The 14,114-nt window shown below is 63.9% G+C and carries 16 protein-coding genes and 1 pseudogene; 13 read left to right on the top strand and 4 right to left on the bottom strand.

All coding sequences use genetic code 11. The annotated features are described in order from the left end of the window. Nucleotides 1-103 precede the first annotated feature (103 nt). The 6 genes from ACVW16_RS08265 to ACVW16_RS08290 all read left to right on the top strand — a co-directional run bounded on the left by ACVW16_RS08265 (nt 104) and on the right by ACVW16_RS08290 (nt 6,016). Nucleotides 104-592 (top strand): c-type cytochrome, methanol metabolism-related, encoded by a 489-nt coding sequence (locus ACVW16_RS08265; protein WP_456705342.1) that lies wholly within the window; start codon nt 104-106, stop codon nt 590-592. A 61-nt stretch (nt 593-653) separates the two neighbouring features. After that, nucleotides 654-1,763 (top strand): S-(hydroxymethyl)glutathione dehydrogenase/class III alcohol dehydrogenase, encoded by a 1,110-nt coding sequence (locus ACVW16_RS08270; RefSeq protein ID WP_456735867.1) that lies wholly within the window; start codon nt 654-656, stop codon nt 1,761-1,763. A 32-nt stretch (nt 1,764-1,795) separates the two neighbouring features. After that, the gene (gene gfa / locus ACVW16_RS08275) at nt 1,796-2,356 is read left to right on the top strand and encodes an S-(hydroxymethyl)glutathione synthase (RefSeq protein WP_456735868.1); all 561 of its coding nucleotides are present in this window, start codon (nt 1,796-1,798) and stop codon (nt 2,354-2,356) included. Between the two features lie 573 nt (nt 2,357-2,929). After that, entirely contained in the window at nt 2,930-3,382 is a 453-nt protein-coding gene (locus tag ACVW16_RS08280; RefSeq protein ID WP_456704824.1) for a (2Fe-2S)-binding protein, read from the top strand. A 1-nt stretch (nt 3,383) separates the two neighbouring features. After that, nucleotides 3,384-5,696, top strand: a complete 2,313-nt coding sequence (locus ACVW16_RS08285; RefSeq protein ID WP_456738774.1) for a molybdopterin cofactor-binding domain-containing protein — start codon at nt 3,384-3,386, stop codon at nt 5,694-5,696. Between the two features lie 56 nt (nt 5,697-5,752). After that, nucleotides 5,753-6,016: a hypothetical protein gene (locus tag ACVW16_RS08290; protein WP_456735869.1), complete on the top strand. Its 264-nt coding sequence runs from the start codon at nt 5,753-5,755 to the stop codon at nt 6,014-6,016. An 89-nt stretch (nt 6,017-6,105) separates the two neighbouring features. On the opposite strand, the pseudogene ACVW16_RS08295 reads toward ACVW16_RS08290, so the two are convergent. The 3 genes and pseudogenes from ACVW16_RS08295 to ACVW16_RS08305 form a co-directional block, all read right to left on the bottom strand. Then, a pseudogene (locus ACVW16_RS08295) lies at nt 6,106-6,352 on the bottom strand (PQQ-dependent dehydrogenase, methanol/ethanol family); the annotation flags it as partial. Nucleotides 6,353-6,390: 38 nt separating this feature from the next. After that, on the bottom strand, nt 6,391-6,855 hold the full coding sequence (locus tag ACVW16_RS08300; RefSeq protein ID WP_456704827.1) for a group III truncated hemoglobin: 465 nt from the start codon (nt 6,853-6,855) through the stop codon (nt 6,391-6,393). A 135-nt stretch (nt 6,856-6,990) separates the two neighbouring features. Then, entirely contained in the window at nt 6,991-7,842 is an 852-nt protein-coding gene (locus tag ACVW16_RS08305; protein ID WP_456735870.1) for a 3-hydroxybutyryl-CoA dehydrogenase, read from the bottom strand. Nucleotides 7,843-8,651: 809 nt separating this feature from the next. Between ACVW16_RS08305 and ACVW16_RS08310 the strand changes: the two genes are divergently transcribed. The 5 genes from ACVW16_RS08310 to ACVW16_RS08330 all read left to right on the top strand — a co-directional run bounded on the left by ACVW16_RS08310 (nt 8,652) and on the right by ACVW16_RS08330 (nt 11,434). Continuing rightward, entirely contained in the window at nt 8,652-8,996 is a 345-nt protein-coding gene (locus ACVW16_RS08310; RefSeq protein ID WP_456704829.1) for an ArsR/SmtB family transcription factor, read from the top strand. 11 nt (nt 8,997-9,007) lie between these two features. Next, on the top strand, nt 9,008-9,472 hold the full coding sequence (locus tag ACVW16_RS08315) for an ArsI/CadI family heavy metal resistance metalloenzyme (RefSeq protein ID WP_456735871.1): 465 nt from the start codon (nt 9,008-9,010) through the stop codon (nt 9,470-9,472). Nucleotides 9,473-9,483: 11 nt separating this feature from the next. Further along, the gene (arsC, locus tag ACVW16_RS08320; RefSeq protein WP_456704831.1) at nt 9,484-9,897 is read left to right on the top strand and encodes an arsenate reductase (glutaredoxin); all 414 of its coding nucleotides are present in this window, start codon (nt 9,484-9,486) and stop codon (nt 9,895-9,897) included. Beyond that, nucleotides 9,894-10,598 (top strand): aquaporin, encoded by a 705-nt coding sequence (locus tag ACVW16_RS08325; protein WP_456735872.1) that lies wholly within the window; start codon nt 9,894-9,896, stop codon nt 10,596-10,598. Before arsC ends, ACVW16_RS08325 begins: the two co-directional genes overlap by 4 nt. 137 nt (nt 10,599-10,735) lie before the next feature. Continuing rightward, complete coding sequence (locus ACVW16_RS08330) at nt 10,736-11,434, top strand: ABC transporter permease (protein ID WP_456704833.1); 699 nt, start codon at nt 10,736-10,738, stop codon at nt 11,432-11,434. Here ACVW16_RS08330 and ACVW16_RS08335 read toward each other — a convergent pair. Then, nucleotides 11,408-12,217: a substrate-binding domain-containing protein gene (locus ACVW16_RS08335; protein ID WP_456735873.1), complete on the bottom strand. Its 810-nt coding sequence runs from the start codon at nt 12,215-12,217 to the stop codon at nt 11,408-11,410. The two genes, ACVW16_RS08330 and ACVW16_RS08335, sit on opposite strands and share 27 nt — an antisense overlap. A gap of 275 nt (nt 12,218-12,492) precedes the next feature. Between ACVW16_RS08335 and ACVW16_RS08340 the strand changes: the two genes are divergently transcribed. Then, nucleotides 12,493-12,756 (top strand): hypothetical protein, encoded by a 264-nt coding sequence (locus ACVW16_RS08340; RefSeq protein ID WP_456735874.1) that lies wholly within the window; start codon nt 12,493-12,495, stop codon nt 12,754-12,756. Nucleotides 12,757-12,898: 142 nt separating this feature from the next. Then, a complete protein-coding gene (locus ACVW16_RS08345) occupies nt 12,899-14,050 on the top strand; it encodes a hypothetical protein (RefSeq protein ID WP_456802337.1) in 1,152 nt (383 codons plus the stop codon). Nucleotides 14,051-14,114: the final 64 nt, after the last annotated feature.

Consider the following 14,114-nt stretch of genomic DNA (forward strand, 5'->3'; position numbering starts at 1 on the left):
CACGTTCTCATCGCTCCGGCGCGTGGATCAACTCCACGCGCCGGCTCGTCAGATGCCTTTCGAGGAACACCCCTTGCGTAAAATCTGCTCTGTCATTGCCGCCATCATCTGCGTTGCATCCGGGGGAATTGCCGTTGCCGACGGCTCGGGGGATCCGGCTGCCGTAAAGCAGAACGAAACCGGCGAATGGCTCGATAAGGACGGCAATCCGACCTACAAGATCAACGGGGACACCGTGGACTGGTACACATATTCGGGATATCGCCGCTACCATTCGGATTGTCACGTCTGCCATGGCCCGGATGGCATGGGCTCGACCTATGCGCCCGCATTGAAGGATTCGCTCAAGACCATGAGCTACGCCGACTTTTTGGGCACCGTCGCCTCCGGCCGCAAGAACATCTCGACCGCCGCAGAGAATGTGATGCCAGCCTTCGGCGATAATCCGAACGTCGCCTGCTACATGGACGATCTCTACGTCTATCTGCGTGCCCGCTCCAACGACGCCTGGGGCCGCGCACGTCCGGGCAAGCATGAGGACAAGAACGACGCCTATACCAGGGATGAAGACTCGTGCATGGGCAAGAAGTGAACGTTTGCAGCCTGCCAGAGACTTAAGACTTGGCATCCAGAGAGAATCTGAGGAGTTACCGATGAAGACACGTGCCGCCGTCGCTTTCGAAGCCAAGAAGCCGCTCGAGATCGTCGAGGTCGAACTGGACGGGCCGAAGGCCGGCGAAGTTCTGGTCGAGATCAAGGCGACGGGCATCTGCCATACCGATGCCTACACACTCGATGGTCTCGACAGCGAAGGCATCTTCCCGTCGATCCTCGGCCATGAGGGCGCCGGCATCATCCGTGAGATCGGTGCAGGCGTGACCTCTGTGAAGCCGGGTGATCATGTCATTCCGCTCTACACGCCGGAATGCCGTCAGTGCAAAAGCTGCCTGAGCCAGAAGACCAATCTCTGCACCGCGATCCGCGCGACGCAGGGCAAGGGGGTGATGCCTGACGGCACCAGCCGCTTCTCCTACAAGGGCAAGCCTATCTATCACTACATGGGCTGCTCGACCTTCTCGAACTTCACCGTGCTGCCGGAGATCGCGGTGGCGAAAATCCGCGAGGACGCCCCCTTCGACAAGAGCTGCTACATCGGCTGCGGCGTCACCACCGGCGTCGGCGCCGTCGTCAACACTGCGAAAGTGACGCCGGGCTCCAACGTCGTCGTGTTCGGCCTCGGCGGTATTGGCCTGAACGTGATCCAGGGCGCCAAGATGGCCGGCGCCGACAAGATCATCGGCGTCGACATCAACGACTCCAAGGAAGAATGGGGCCGCCGGTTCGGCATGACCGACTTCGTCAACCCGAACAAGATCACCGGCGATATCGTCCCGCATCTGGTGACCCTGACCGACGGCGGCGCCGATTACACGTTCGACTGCACCGGCAATACCAATGTGATGCGCCAGGCGCTGGAAGCCTGCCATCGCGGCTGGGGCACCTCGATCATCATCGGCGTTGCCGAAGCCGGCAAGGAGATCGCCACCCGTCCGTTCCAGCTCGTCACCGGCCGCAATTGGCGCGGCACCGCCTTCGGCGGCGCGCGCGGCCGCACCGACGTACCAAAGATCGTCGATTGGTACATGAACGGAAAAATCCAGATCGATCCGATGATCACCCATACGTTCAAGCTCGAAGACATCAACAAGGGCTTCGACCTGATGCACGAGGGAAAATCGATTCGTTCAGTCGTCGTGTTCTAGCTCGCAAGCGTAACACCAAGGAGGATCGACCTATGGCTTCACTGCATCCCTCGATCGACAATGGCCTCAAACAAGGCACCGGCCACTTTGCCGGCGGCACGCTCGCCTGCAAATGCGGGGACCATCAGGTCAAGGTCGGCATCAAGGGCGACGTGGCGCACAACCACGCCTGCGGCTGCACCAAGTGCTGGAAGCCGCAGGGCGCGACCTTCTCGGTCGTCGCGGTCGTGCCGCGCCAGAACGTCACCGTGCTCGAGAACGGCGACAAGCTCCAGATCGTAGACGCGTCCGCGGTGATCCAGCGGCACGCCTGCAAGGCCTGCGGCACCCACATGTTCGGCCGCATCGAAAACCAGAATCATCCGTTCCATGGCCTCGATTTCGTCCATCCGGAGCTGTTCCAGGAGCAGGGCTCGCAAGCGCCGCAATTCGCCGCCTTCGTCTCCTCGGTGATCGAGTCGGGCGTGAAGCCGGAGCAGATGGCCGGCATCCGGTCGCGGCTGAAGGAGATCGGTCTCGAGCCTTATGACTGCCTGTCGCCGGCGCTGATGGATGCGATCGCGACCCACGTCGCGAGTGCCAAGGCTGCCTGAGCTGGACCTTCTGAACAAGGCCGTCCCAAGATGCCTCGAGCTCGAACGATCTCGGCATATCGACGCCTGTGCACGTTGCGTATGCGATCGCTTTCCGCTCCCTCAGTCCTGGTCTCTGAATGACTGCGCAGTGCCGCCTTCTTCCTCCTTGAAGTCAGCGTGCCCCTGCGATTCTCCCTCCCTCGACTGAGGACAACTGCTTCGTCCGCACAGTCCCTCTGGCGGACGAAGCTTTTTTCGTTGCATCTTCGCTCTTGACGCCACGAGTTGGCGCGCCCTGCTTTTGACAAACCCGGATGCAATCTGTTCACGTTGAGAACACTCGGCTGTGAATGCCGATGCGGCTCGATCTCTGCTACGGTCTCGTCGTCACGATGCCGCGAGTTCAATCAATCAAGAACAAGACGAGAGGTATCGAGCACATCCGGACATTGCGATTCGCTTTCCAGCCCCTGCCGGGACCTGCTTGCGTGGGACGACGGGCTGGAGCGCGGTCACACGACCCTACCGACATTGCGCCGACCGAGATCGGCGATGTTGAAATCAGCAAGCTTATGAAGAGCGAGGACGATCATGATCAAGGTGAAGATCAACGGGCAGGAACAGAGCTGGGACGGTGACCCGGATCTCCCGCTACTCTGGTTCCTGCGCGACGAAGCCGGCCTGACCGGCACGAAATTCGGCTGCGGCCAGGCCCTGTGCGGCGCCTGCACCGTCATCGTCGACAAAGAGGCGGTGCGCTCCTGCATCACCTCGATCAGCGACGTCGCCGGACGCGAGGTCACCACGATCGAGGGGCTGCATCCGGATGGCGATCATCCCGTGCAGAAGGCCTGGCGCCAGGTCAATGTCCCCCAATGCGGCTTCTGCCAGGCCGGCCAGATCATGCAGGCGGCTGCACTGCTGACGGAGAATCCCAAGCCGTCGCACGACCAGATTCGCGAGGCGATGTCAGGCAATATCTGCCGCTGCGGCTGCTACCAGCGCATCGAGAACGCCATCCATCTCGCGTCGATGGAGGTGTGACATGAATTTCATCGACAATCCGGGGAAGCTTCGAGGCTTTGAAAAGAATCTGAAGGTCGAGAAAATCTCACGCCGAAGCATCCTGAAGGGGCTCGGCGTTACCGGCGGTTTCGTGCTCTCCGCCCCCGTCATGTCGCGCCAGGCCTTTGCCTACGAGACCGGCGCCGGCAAGATGCCGCATGGCGTCGTGGTCGATCCGCGCGTCTTTGTCGCGGTCGCACCTGACGGCACCGTCACCATCCTCGCTCATCGCTCCGAGATGGGGACCGGCGTACGCACCAGCCTGCCGCTCATCGTCGCCGAGGAGATGGAGGCCGAATGGTCCAAGGTGAAGGTCGAGCAGGCCCACGGCGACGAGGTCAAGTACGGCAACCAGGACACTGATGGCTCGCGCAGCACGCGGCACTATCTGATCCCAATGCGCCAGATCGGCGCCTCGGCCCGCACCATGCTGGAGCAGGCTGCGGCAAAGCGCTGGAACGTGCCGGCGACTGAAGTGAAGGCCGCCAATCACGAGATCGTCCATAGCGCGAGCGGACGCAAGCTCGGCTTCGGCGAACTCGCGGCCGACGCTGCCAAGGAATCGGTGCCTGCGATCGAAGGCCTCAAGCTGAAGGACCCCAAGGATTTCCGCTATCTCGGCAAGGGCCAGGTCAGCATCGTCGATCTGCACGACATCACCACCGGCAAAGCGCGCTACGGTGCCGACGTGCGCCTGCCCGGGATGAAATACGCCGTGATCGCGCGTCCGCCAGTGACCGGCGGCAAGCTCAGTTCGTTTGAATTCGACGCGGCACTGAAGGTACCCGGCGTCGAGAAGGTGATGAAGGTTCAAGGCTGGCCGTGGCCGTCCAAATTCCAGCCGCTCGGCGGTGTCGCGGTGATCGCACGCAACACCGGCGCTGCAATCAAGGGCCGCGACGCACTGAAGCTCGTCTGGGACGACGGCGCGAACGGCAAATACGACTCGGTCGCCTATCGCAAGGAGCTCGAGGAGGCCGCGCGCAAGCCCGGCCTTGTCGTGCGCCAGGAGGGCGACGCCGACTCAGCGCTGAAGGCCGCCGACAAGGTCGTGATCGGCGAATATTATCTGCCTCACCTCGCCCATGTCAGCATGGAGCCGCCGGTCGCGGTCGCCGACGTCAAGGGCGACAAGGCCGAGATCTGGGCGCCGGTGCAAAGCCCCGGCGGCACTCGCGAGGACGTCGCCAGGACGCTCGGCATCCCCGAGGGCAATGTCACCGTCAATGTCACGCTGCTCGGCGGCGGTTTCGGCCGCAAGTCGAAATGCGACTTCGCGCTCGAGGCCGCGCTGCTGTCGAAGGAGCTCGGCGTGCCCGTGAAGGTGCAGTGGACGCGCGAGGACGATCTCCATCACGACTTCCTGCACACGGTTTCGGTGGAACGGATCGAGGCGGGGCTCGACAAGGACGGCAAGGTGATCGCCTGGCGTCACCGTAGCGTGGCGCCGACGATCGGCTCGACCTTTGCGGCCGGTGCCAATCATGCGGCCCCGTTCGAGCTCGGCATGGGCCTCGTCGACATGCCGTTCGAGATCGCCAACGTCTCCTGCGAGAACCCGGAAGCCGCCGCGTTCACCCGCATCGGCTGGTTCCGCTCGGTCTCGAACATCCCGCGCGCCTTCGCGGTGCAGTCAATGGTCGGCGAGATCGCGAACGCGACCGGCCGCGACCAGAAGGACACGCTGCTGGCGCTGATCGGCACGCCCCGCATCGTCAAGCCCAACGTCAAGGACCTCTGGAACTACGGCGAGCCCTATGACAGCTACCCGATCGACACCGCGCGCCTGCGCAAGGTGGTCGAGCTGGTGGCCGAGAAGGGCGAATGGGGGCGGACGGTGCCGAAGGGCCACGGCCTCGGCATCGCCGTGCACCGCAGCTTCGTCAGCTATATCGCGACCATCGTCGAGGTCGCCGTCGACGAAAAAGGCAAGCTTACGGTGCCACGGGTCGACACCGCAATCGACTGCGGCACCTATGTCAACCCGGAGCGCATCGCCTCGCAGATCGAGGGCGCGGCGATCATGGGCCTGAGCCTCGCCAAATATGGCGAGGTCAGCTTCAAGGACGGCAAGGTGGAGCAGAAGAACTTTGACGACTTCCAGGTGGTCAGAATCGACGAGGCTCCGCTGGTGACGAATGTCCACATCGTACCACCCGCACCAGACACGCCGCCGAGCGGCGTCGGCGAACCCGGAGTGCCGCCGTTCGCACCGGCGCTGATGAACGCCATTTTCTCGGCGACCGGCAAGCGCATCCGGGCGCTGCCGATCGGCAAGCAATTGGAGGCATAGAGGCGGAACATCCGGCGGCCCCGCGCCGTTTGCATCGATCTGACAGGAGCAGATCGATGACCAATATCCCAAGGGCGCTCGCAGTCTCGCTGCTGTCGAGCGCCTTTCTCTTGACCACCGCAGCCGCGTTCGCCCAGAGCAGCAACACCACGGTGCCAACGACAGCGACGCGCCCCACCGCACCGGACCAGAGTTCGCTTCCCAACGCCAGCGCCCCGCCCGCCTCGACCACCCAGACCACGGGCCAGAGCAGCACCGATCCGAACATCCGGGAGATGAATCAGAAGGCGAAGGACAAGGTCGAACGCGAGGGGAAGTAAGCCCCGGTCGCACACGAAGATGCGGCGGACGTTGCCGTCCGCCGCATTTGCCCCCTGTCGCTCCGCGTCTCTCGATCCGCCTGCGGAGCCTATTTCTTCGGCGCGAACACCCAGATCACGCCGCCTTGCGACACGTTGGACTCGATGCCGATATTGTTGGTCGCGAGCGCGTCCCGGGTGCGCTGCGCGTCCACGCCCCGCCCGGACCCGATCGCGATGTATCGGCTGGCGTCGATCTCATAGGACGTCGGCATGCCCATGATGCCGGAGTTGGTCTTCTGCTCCCACAACAGCTCGCCGACCCCTGGCGTTGAAGGCACGGAAGTTGCGGTCGTTGGCGAGGATGAGGATGCAGCGTTGGTTGATGTGCGCCATCAGGGCCTGAGCAGGTGGCGTGGCGCGGCGATGCGGCCGGCAATGCCGGCGGACGCCATTTCAAAGCTGTCGGCGATACGACGCGCCTTGTCGATAAAGAGCGCGGCTGCCGGCGGCGGGCAGACCTCGCGCGCGGTCTGTTCGAACAAATCGAGCCAGCGGTCGAAATGATCTCCGACCAGGCTGAGCGGCATATGCGCTCGCATCGGCGAGCCATGATAACGGCCGCTCATCAGCACGACCGACGACCAGAAGTCTTTGAGCTTGGCGAGATGTTCGTCCCAATTCTGCACGATCGCGAAAACAGGCCCGAGCAGGGCATCCTCGCGGACACGCCCGTAGAAGCGGGTGACGAGTTCCCCGATCATCTCCTCGGTAATCCCGGTGCGCTCGATCGCATCCTGGGTCAGCAGGTTCCGCCGCGTCGCCGCCGCTTCGCGCTCGGCCTTCAGTCGATCTGACATATCCTTGGTTTTCCGTTCGTTGTTCCCGCGAGCCGCCCGTTCGACATTGTCGGGCCAAAGCGCCGCGACAGCTTTGTCGTAGCGCAAATGGCGGGATTGAGCGGCGGGCATTGAAGTCCGCCGCCCGCGCCAGGATCAGGCGCCGTAGCTGTAAAAGCCCTGCCCGGTCTTGCGGCCGAGATGGCCGGCATCGACCATTTCCTTGAGCAAGGGGGCTGGACGATATTTAGGGTCGTTGAAGCCTTTATAAAAGACCTCCATCACCGAGAGCATGGTGTCGAGTCCTACGAGATCGGCGAGCGCCAGCGGCCCGATCGGATGGTTGCAGCCGAGCTTCATGCCGGCGTCGATTTCTTCCGCCGTCGCGATGCCCTCCTGGAGCGCGAAGATCGCCTCGTTGATCATCGGGCACAGGATGCGGTTGACGGCAAAGCCCGGGCTGTTCTTGGCCGTGATTGCCACCTTGCCGACGCGCTGGGCGAAATCGAGCGCCTTGGCGTGGGTATCGTCCGAGGTCTGAAGGCCGCGGATGAGTTCCAGCAATTGCATCACCGGAACCGGATTGAAGAAGTGCATGCCGATGAAGCGGTCGGGACGATCGGTCGCAGCCGCAAGCTTGGTGATCGAGATCGACGATGTGTTGGTCGCAACCAGTGTGCGCGGCGACAGCGTGGCGCAGAGATCCCTGAGGATCTTGACCTTGAGTTCCTCATTCTCCGTCGCGGCCTCGATGACGAGATCGCAATCGGACAGCTTGGTGCGATCAGTCGTGCCGGTGATGCGCTTGAGCGTCGCGTCGCGATCGGCCGGCGACATCTTCTCCTTCTTGACCAGGCGCTCGAGGCTGCCGCCGACGGTCGAAATGCCGCGGTTCACAGCCGCATCGGAGATGTCGACCATCACGACCGACAGCCCGGCGGCAGCGCATATCTGGGCGATGCCATTGCCCATGGTCCCTGCTCCGATGATGCCAACGGTATTGATCATGGAATGACGTCCTTCTCGTTGAGCGGGCCGGCCTTGCGGCAGCGTCCCGGTTTGACCTGAATTTCGAGCCGCGGGCGCCAAGAGTGCTGCACCGCATCCAGGTCCTTCCTTAGCGCATCCGTGGCGAGAATAAAGTCGCCTTTCCGCTGGCAGAGGGCATGATTTCACGCTCTCGCGGCCTGATCGGCCCGAGTTTTGCGGCTCGTTCCGCCCTGGGGAATGCCGAGGGCGCAGGGAAGGCCGGGCGCCGGCTGGCACCCGCGGTTCGCTGTGCGTGTGTAGCGCAATAGGAAGCTGCACAGCGACGTACAGGGCAGCCAGGACATCCCGACCTTCCCTGCGCGAGTGGTTTGACGGCTTATGCCGTGCCCTCCCCGGAGCCGAATTCCTTTGGCCTCCGTTGCCTTGCGAAAAGTTGGCGGTAAGGGCCGGTTGGCCTCAAGCCGCCTCCGCAAGGCGTGACTGTGGCGACGACAGCCAGGACCACACGGTTTTGCCGTACGCCGCTTGCGCGTTCGTCGCACGCGGCCGGGTGCTCACGAGGTTCGGCTCAATCCTCCGCTCGCCCTGCTCCCGAACCTTTGCGTGCCGACGCAAGCCAGCGTCCACCGCGGCTCACCCACGTACCGGACGACTCGCGATCCGTCCCTCGTGCCGGGTGAGGTGACGAGATACATACGCCGTTTCCGAATTTCGGTAAAGGAGAATGTTTTTGCAGGCCGGGCTTGACAGCTCGTCCGGGTGTGTCGCCGGGCGGGCCGGCCAAATTTCTGTTGACGCACCGCCATCATTTCAATAATCGTTGAAATATGGAAAAGACAGATGCCGTCACGGCGCTCGCCGCGCTGGCGCAGGACAATCGTCTCGACGTGTTCCGCCTGCTGGTGCAGGCCGGCCCCGACGGGATGGCCGCGGGCGCGATCGCGGAAGCGCTGGATCTCGCCCCCAACACGCTGACGTTTCACTTCGACCGGCTGCGCATGGCCGGCCTTGCCACGGTCCGGCGCGAAGGGCGCTCGATGATCTATGCGGCGCGGTTCGAGACCATGAATGCGCTGATCGGCTTCCTCACCGAAAACTGCTGCGGCGGGGTGTCCTGCTCGCCCACCCCGCCTTCAAAACCTGCGCGAAAACGCAGCAAAGTCTTGACCTGAAAGGACAGAGCATGAAGCGCCTGCACGTTCACGTGTCCGTCGACGATCTCTCCCGCTCCATCGGGTTCTACTCAGCGCTGTTCGCAAGCGAGCCATCGACAGTGAAATCCGACTACGCCAAATGGATGCTCGAAGACCCCTGCGTGAATTTCGCGATCTCGACGCGCGGGCGCACGCCCGGCCTCGACCATCTCGGCATCCAGGTCGAGACCGGCGATGAGCTGCAAGAGGTCTATGGGCGGATCCGTCAGGCCGGCGGCGACATCATCGAGCAGGGGCAAACGACCTGCTGCTACGCCAAATCGGAGAAATCCTGGATCAATGATCCCGCCGGCATCGCCTGGGAGACGTTCCACACCACCGGCGAGAGCACCGATTACGGCAACGGCACCGGCGAGAACCGTGCTCGTGTTGCCAATGAAAAACAATCCGCCTGTTGCGCGTCGCAGGCGAAGCCGTCCCAGGCCTGCTGCTGAAGGTGCCAGCGATGGACGCGATCATCTACCACAATCCGGCCTGCGGCACCTCGCGCAACACGCTCGCCATGATCCGCAACGCCGGCATCGAGCCGCACGTGATCGAATATCTCAAGACACCGCCGTCGCGCGCCCTGTTGCAGCAACTTGCCGTACGCATGGGACTCTCGGTGCGCGAGCTGCTGCGCGAGAAAGGCACGCCCTATGCCGAGCTCGGGCTCGGCAACCCTGATCTGACCGACCACCAGCTTCTCGACGCCATGATGGCGCATCCGATCCTGATCAACCGTCCGATCGTGGTCACACCGAAAGGCGCAAGACTTTGCCGTCCCTCCGAGCTGGTGCTTGATCTCCTGCCTGCGCAGCAGGGCGAGTTCGTCAAGGAGGACGGCGAGCGTATCAGATTGGACCGTGGCGCCCGATGATGCCGGGCCTTGTGATCCCGAACATCGCGCCGCGAGCCATTGCCGAATGGCTGGGAACGGCCTTCCTGCTCGCCGCAGTGGTCGGCTCCGGGATCATGGCCCAAAAGCTCGCGGGCGGGAACGTCGCGCTGGCGCTGTTGTGCAACGCGATCGCCACCGGTTCGATCCTCGTCGTGCTGATTTTGATGTTTGCTCCCGTCTCGGGGGCGCACTTCAATCCGGCGGTGACGCTGGCCTATGCATTGCGCGGAGAGACGGCCTGGAGTGATGCGGCGGTCTACACCGCTGCGCAGATATCAGGCGCCATCATCGGCGTATGGATCGCGCATCTGATGTTCGGGCTTCCTGTCATCCAGATTTCGCTGACGGAACGTGGCGGCGCCGGACAATGGCTCGCCGAGGCGGTGGCAACCTTCGGCCTGTTGCTGACGATTTTGGGCGTCGCCTCCCGAGCCTCGACTGCCGTTCCTTACGCAGTCGGCCTGTACATCACATCGGCCTATTGGTTCACGGCCTCGACGTCGTTTGCCAATCCCGCCGTCACCCTCGCCCGATCGCTGACCGACACGTTTGCAGGCATCGCCCCGCAGGGCGCGCCTGCCTTCATCGCCGCGCAGCTCATCGGAGCGGTCGCCGCCATTCCGCTTGCAGGCTGGCTGTGGGGCGCAGCGAATGTAAAGCATGCTGCTGCTTACAAATGAATGGAGTTTCCAAACTGCCCGTCCGCTGTATTCTTTGAATTCCCCGACGGATGGCAGGAAACCAGTGTGAAGCAAGTTCGCGGCTTCGGCATCGATAATTCCGGCAGGTTTGCCCCGGCTCTGAGGCATCAGGCCGGATGAGCGACTTCGCACGATCCCTCGTCGCCGCGTTCACGTTGATTGGCGAAGCCGACCCCGAACTGCTCGGCATCGTGGGCTTGTCGGTGCGGGTGAGCCTGACGGCCGGCATCGTCGCGCTGCTGATCGGCGCGCCGTTCGGCGCCCTGCTTGCGATCACGCGCTTTCGCGGGCGGCAGGTCATCATCGTGTTGACCAACGCGCTGCTCGGGCTGCCGCCGGTCGTGGTCGGGCTTGCGCTCTATCTTCTGCTGTCGCGCTCCGGCCCGCTCGGCGCGGCTGGCCTGTTGTTCACGCCGACCGCCATGGTGATCGCACAGACGCTGCTCGCGACCCCGATCGTGGTCGCGCTGGTACATAGGCCGGCGAGCCTGCTGTGGGCCGAATACGGCGACCTCGCGCGGATCGACGGGCTGTCGACGCTGCGCAGCATCGGCCTGCTGTTTGCGCTCGGCCGCACCTCCTTGCTGACGGCCTTTCTCGCAGCCTTCGGGCGAGCCATCGCCGAGGTCGGCGCCATCATCATCGTCGGCGGCAACATCAGCGGCTTCACCCGCACGATGACGACGGCCATTGCGCTCGAGACCAGCAAGGGCGATCTGCCGCTGGCGCTGGGGCTCGGGCTGATCCTGCTCGCGCTCAGCGTCGCCGTCTCGACCGTCGCCTTCCTGCTAGTGGGACGCGTTGGGGAAAAATAGCTGCTCACCGCCGACCTTGTAGCCGGCGATCGCATCCTGCCCCTTCGGTGAGATCAGCCAGTCGATGAACGCCTGCCCATCCTTCGCCTTCACATTGGGATGCTTGTCCGGATTGACCAGCATGACGCCGTACTGGTTGAACAGCCGCTTGTCGCCCTCGGTCAGGATGGCAAGCTCGCCTCGGTTCTTGAACGACAGCCAGGTGCCGCGGTCCGACAGCAGATAGGCTGATGACGCCGAGGCCATGTTCAGCGCCGGGCCCATGCCCTGCCCGATCTCGCGATACCAGCCGGCCCTGCCGTCAGCGGGATCGACGCCCGCCTCTTTCCACAATCTCAGCTCGGCCGCATGCGTGCCGGACTTGTCGCCGCGCGAGATGAACGGCGCCTTTGCCGCTGCGATCTTGCGCAGGGCATCGGCGACGTCCTTGTCGCCGGCGATTTTCGCGGGATCGCTCTTCGGGCCGACGATGATGAAATCATTGTACATGACGTCGAACCGCTTCACGCCCTGCCCTTCGGACATGAACTTGTCTTCGGCGACCCTGTCGTGGACGAACACCACGTCGGCATCGCCGCGCCGTCCGATGTCCAATGCCTGGCCGGTGCCGACCGCTACGATCTTCACCGCGATGCCCTCGGCCTGGGTGAACAGCGGCAGCAGATAGCCGAACAGGCCGGACTGTTCGGTCGACGTCGTCGATGCCACGGTGATGCTGCGGTCCTGAGCCATCACGCAAGTCGACCAGAACAGAATCGCTGCGATGGCGGCAAGCTTCTTCATTGCGAGGTCCTCATCCCCTGGGTGGTGCAAACTAGGCGGGGCGAATGACGCGGGGAAGCCCGACGTTGGACGTGCTCGCCCTGTGGGTGCCATCGCTCTCGCGTATCAGGGCGGCTTCCGCGGCATCCTTCGCCTGAAGAGGCCTCTCACGCCTGCCTCACGTCTGTTGAACCCCGCGTGAGTTGCCGCCTGATCCCGGGAGGCGACGGAATATCGTGAGCGCCGGGCCGATCCCTTGGGGATGGAACGTTTTGGAGCATCCCATGACGAAGACTATGATCATCATCACCGCCCTGCGGCTCATGCTGTCGCCTGCCATCGCCGGGCCGGCGCAGGCCTGGCCCGGACAATGCTCAAGCACCGCCTGCGCGTGGGGCAGTGGGCCCGCCGCAGGCGAAGCGCTCACGTTGGTCCTCGTCCAGAGGCATGCGCTGCCGCATCCGCATGTTCGCAAGACCGAGCATGCTGCGATGCCCCCCGCGCCGACGCGCTTGCCTACACGCGACGAAGATCCGCTCGCATCGTTGCATTGGGAATGAATGCTCGGGACGCGTGAGGCTGTGCAGATGTTCTGCAATTGGTCTCGCCCAGATTGACAGAGATGTGACGGGCGGGGCAGTTTTTCACATTGCTGGCGAATCAGCGATTGCCTACGGCAGCCTACCTCTTGGACAACTCCTGGTGCTTTCGAGACTGATATCGTTGCTGAGCCGCATTCCCGCGGTGAAATGGGCGTTCAACCGGCTTCGGCCCCTGCCGCACGGCAGCAGCATCGACGCGGCGCGCAGCGCCGCAGATGAACAGCCGGCCGTCGCCGCGGAAGCCACTCCAGCACGTGACACAATCAGCGCCGAGCCGCCTTGCGTGGCCGACCTTGAAGCCGGGACGTCTGAGGTCGGGGAGCATTCTGCCGTCGCCGTGATCGCGGTGATCGCGGATGGCCCGTCAGAAGCGCCTGCTGGTGTCAGCGTTGCCGAAGATTCCACCGCCGAGGTGCCGGCAGTCATCGAGGCGGTCGTGGACGAGGCACCGGTCTTGTCTGCCGCAATCGAAGTCGTCGACGCCGATGAGCCCGTCAGCAGTGATCCACCTGCGGAACTGCCGGCCGAGGTTGAGCCAGTCCTCGCGGAGCAGGTTTTGAATACGCCTGTCGAGATGGAGGAGACTCCATTCGAGGCGTCCGATCTCGTCACGGACGATGAGCCGCTATCGACCGTTGCCGTGGAGATCGAGCCGGACGCCTTCGAGGAGACCTCCCTCGTCGCGGACGACATTGACGGTTCCGAGATGGCCGCACCCGTCGTGATCGAAGCCAGCATCGACAGCGAGCCCGCTCCCGGCGTCGCGGCGGAGATCGAGCCGGTGGTCTCAAACGATCTCCCGCTCATCGCAGCCGAGAACGCGGCCGCCGGCGCGCCAGATGTCGTCATGCATGGCGAGCCGGAGCCGGCTCCTGCGTTGCCCACTCCGAAGACTTCCAGCGCGCCAAAGGGGCGCGCAAAGATCGTGGAGCCCGCCGATCGCGCCGCGCTGATCCGCCAGCGCTGGACCGAGACCGGGATCAGGATGTGGAATCCGCGGCTTCACGGCACCGGCGAAGCGACGCTGAACATCCAGGGACGCATCGGGCTGCTGCCGCCCGAGCCCGGCGAGAGCATGCCGCGCTACGACAAGCTCGAATTCAGGATGTTGGGCGGACAGATCGTCTGCGAGGGCGTCATCGTCGAGGCCCCCGTACATGCCGGCCAGCGCAGCTTTACCCGGCTCGCCGAGCCGCGCGGCACGGATCGCACCCGCGAGCCGGTGCGGGAACGCCAGGCCGCTCTCGCCTGATTCTTTCAACGGCGCGATGGTCGAAGCTCGGGCCGGGCGCCAACAGCTGTCATGCTCACATCGG

The organism is Bradyrhizobium sp. USDA 4474, from assembly GCF_054057515.1.

What these genes read in the sequence shown, in the direction of transcription:
- ACVW16_RS08310 (WP_456704829.1), top strand. Translation starts at nt 8,652, where the DNA reads ATGGAAAAGACAGATGCCGTCACGGCGCTCGCCGCGCTGGCGCAGGAC.
- ACVW16_RS08300 (WP_456704827.1), bottom strand. Translation starts at nt 6,855, where the DNA reads ATGTCAGATCGACTGAAGGCCGAGCGCGAAGCGGCGGCGACGCGGCGG.
- ACVW16_RS08305 (WP_456735870.1), bottom strand. Translation starts at nt 7,842, where the DNA reads ATGATCAATACCGTTGGCATCATCGGAGCAGGGACCATGGGCAATGGC.
- ACVW16_RS08270 (WP_456735867.1), top strand. Translation starts at nt 654, where the DNA reads ATGAAGACACGTGCCGCCGTCGCTTTCGAAGCCAAGAAGCCGCTCGAG.
- ACVW16_RS08285 (WP_456738774.1), top strand. Translation starts at nt 3,384, where the DNA reads ATGAATTTCATCGACAATCCGGGGAAGCTTCGAGGCTTTGAAAAGAAT.
- ACVW16_RS08280 (WP_456704824.1), top strand. Translation starts at nt 2,930, where the DNA reads ATGATCAAGGTGAAGATCAACGGGCAGGAACAGAGCTGGGACGGTGAC.
- arsC (WP_456704831.1), top strand. Translation starts at nt 9,484, where the DNA reads ATGGACGCGATCATCTACCACAATCCGGCCTGCGGCACCTCGCGCAAC.
- ACVW16_RS08340 (WP_456735874.1), top strand. Translation starts at nt 12,493, where the DNA reads ATGATCATCATCACCGCCCTGCGGCTCATGCTGTCGCCTGCCATCGCC.
- ACVW16_RS08290 (WP_456735869.1), top strand. Translation starts at nt 5,753, where the DNA reads ATGACCAATATCCCAAGGGCGCTCGCAGTCTCGCTGCTGTCGAGCGCC.
- ACVW16_RS08335 (WP_456735873.1), bottom strand. Translation starts at nt 12,217, where the DNA reads ATGAAGAAGCTTGCCGCCATCGCAGCGATTCTGTTCTGGTCGACTTGC.
- ACVW16_RS08315 (WP_456735871.1), top strand. Translation starts at nt 9,008, where the DNA reads ATGAAGCGCCTGCACGTTCACGTGTCCGTCGACGATCTCTCCCGCTCC.
- gfa (WP_456735868.1), top strand. Translation starts at nt 1,796, where the DNA reads ATGGCTTCACTGCATCCCTCGATCGACAATGGCCTCAAACAAGGCACC.
- ACVW16_RS08325 (WP_456735872.1), top strand. Translation starts at nt 9,894, where the DNA reads ATGATGCCGGGCCTTGTGATCCCGAACATCGCGCCGCGAGCCATTGCC.
- ACVW16_RS08330 (WP_456704833.1), top strand. Translation starts at nt 10,736, where the DNA reads ATGAGCGACTTCGCACGATCCCTCGTCGCCGCGTTCACGTTGATTGGC.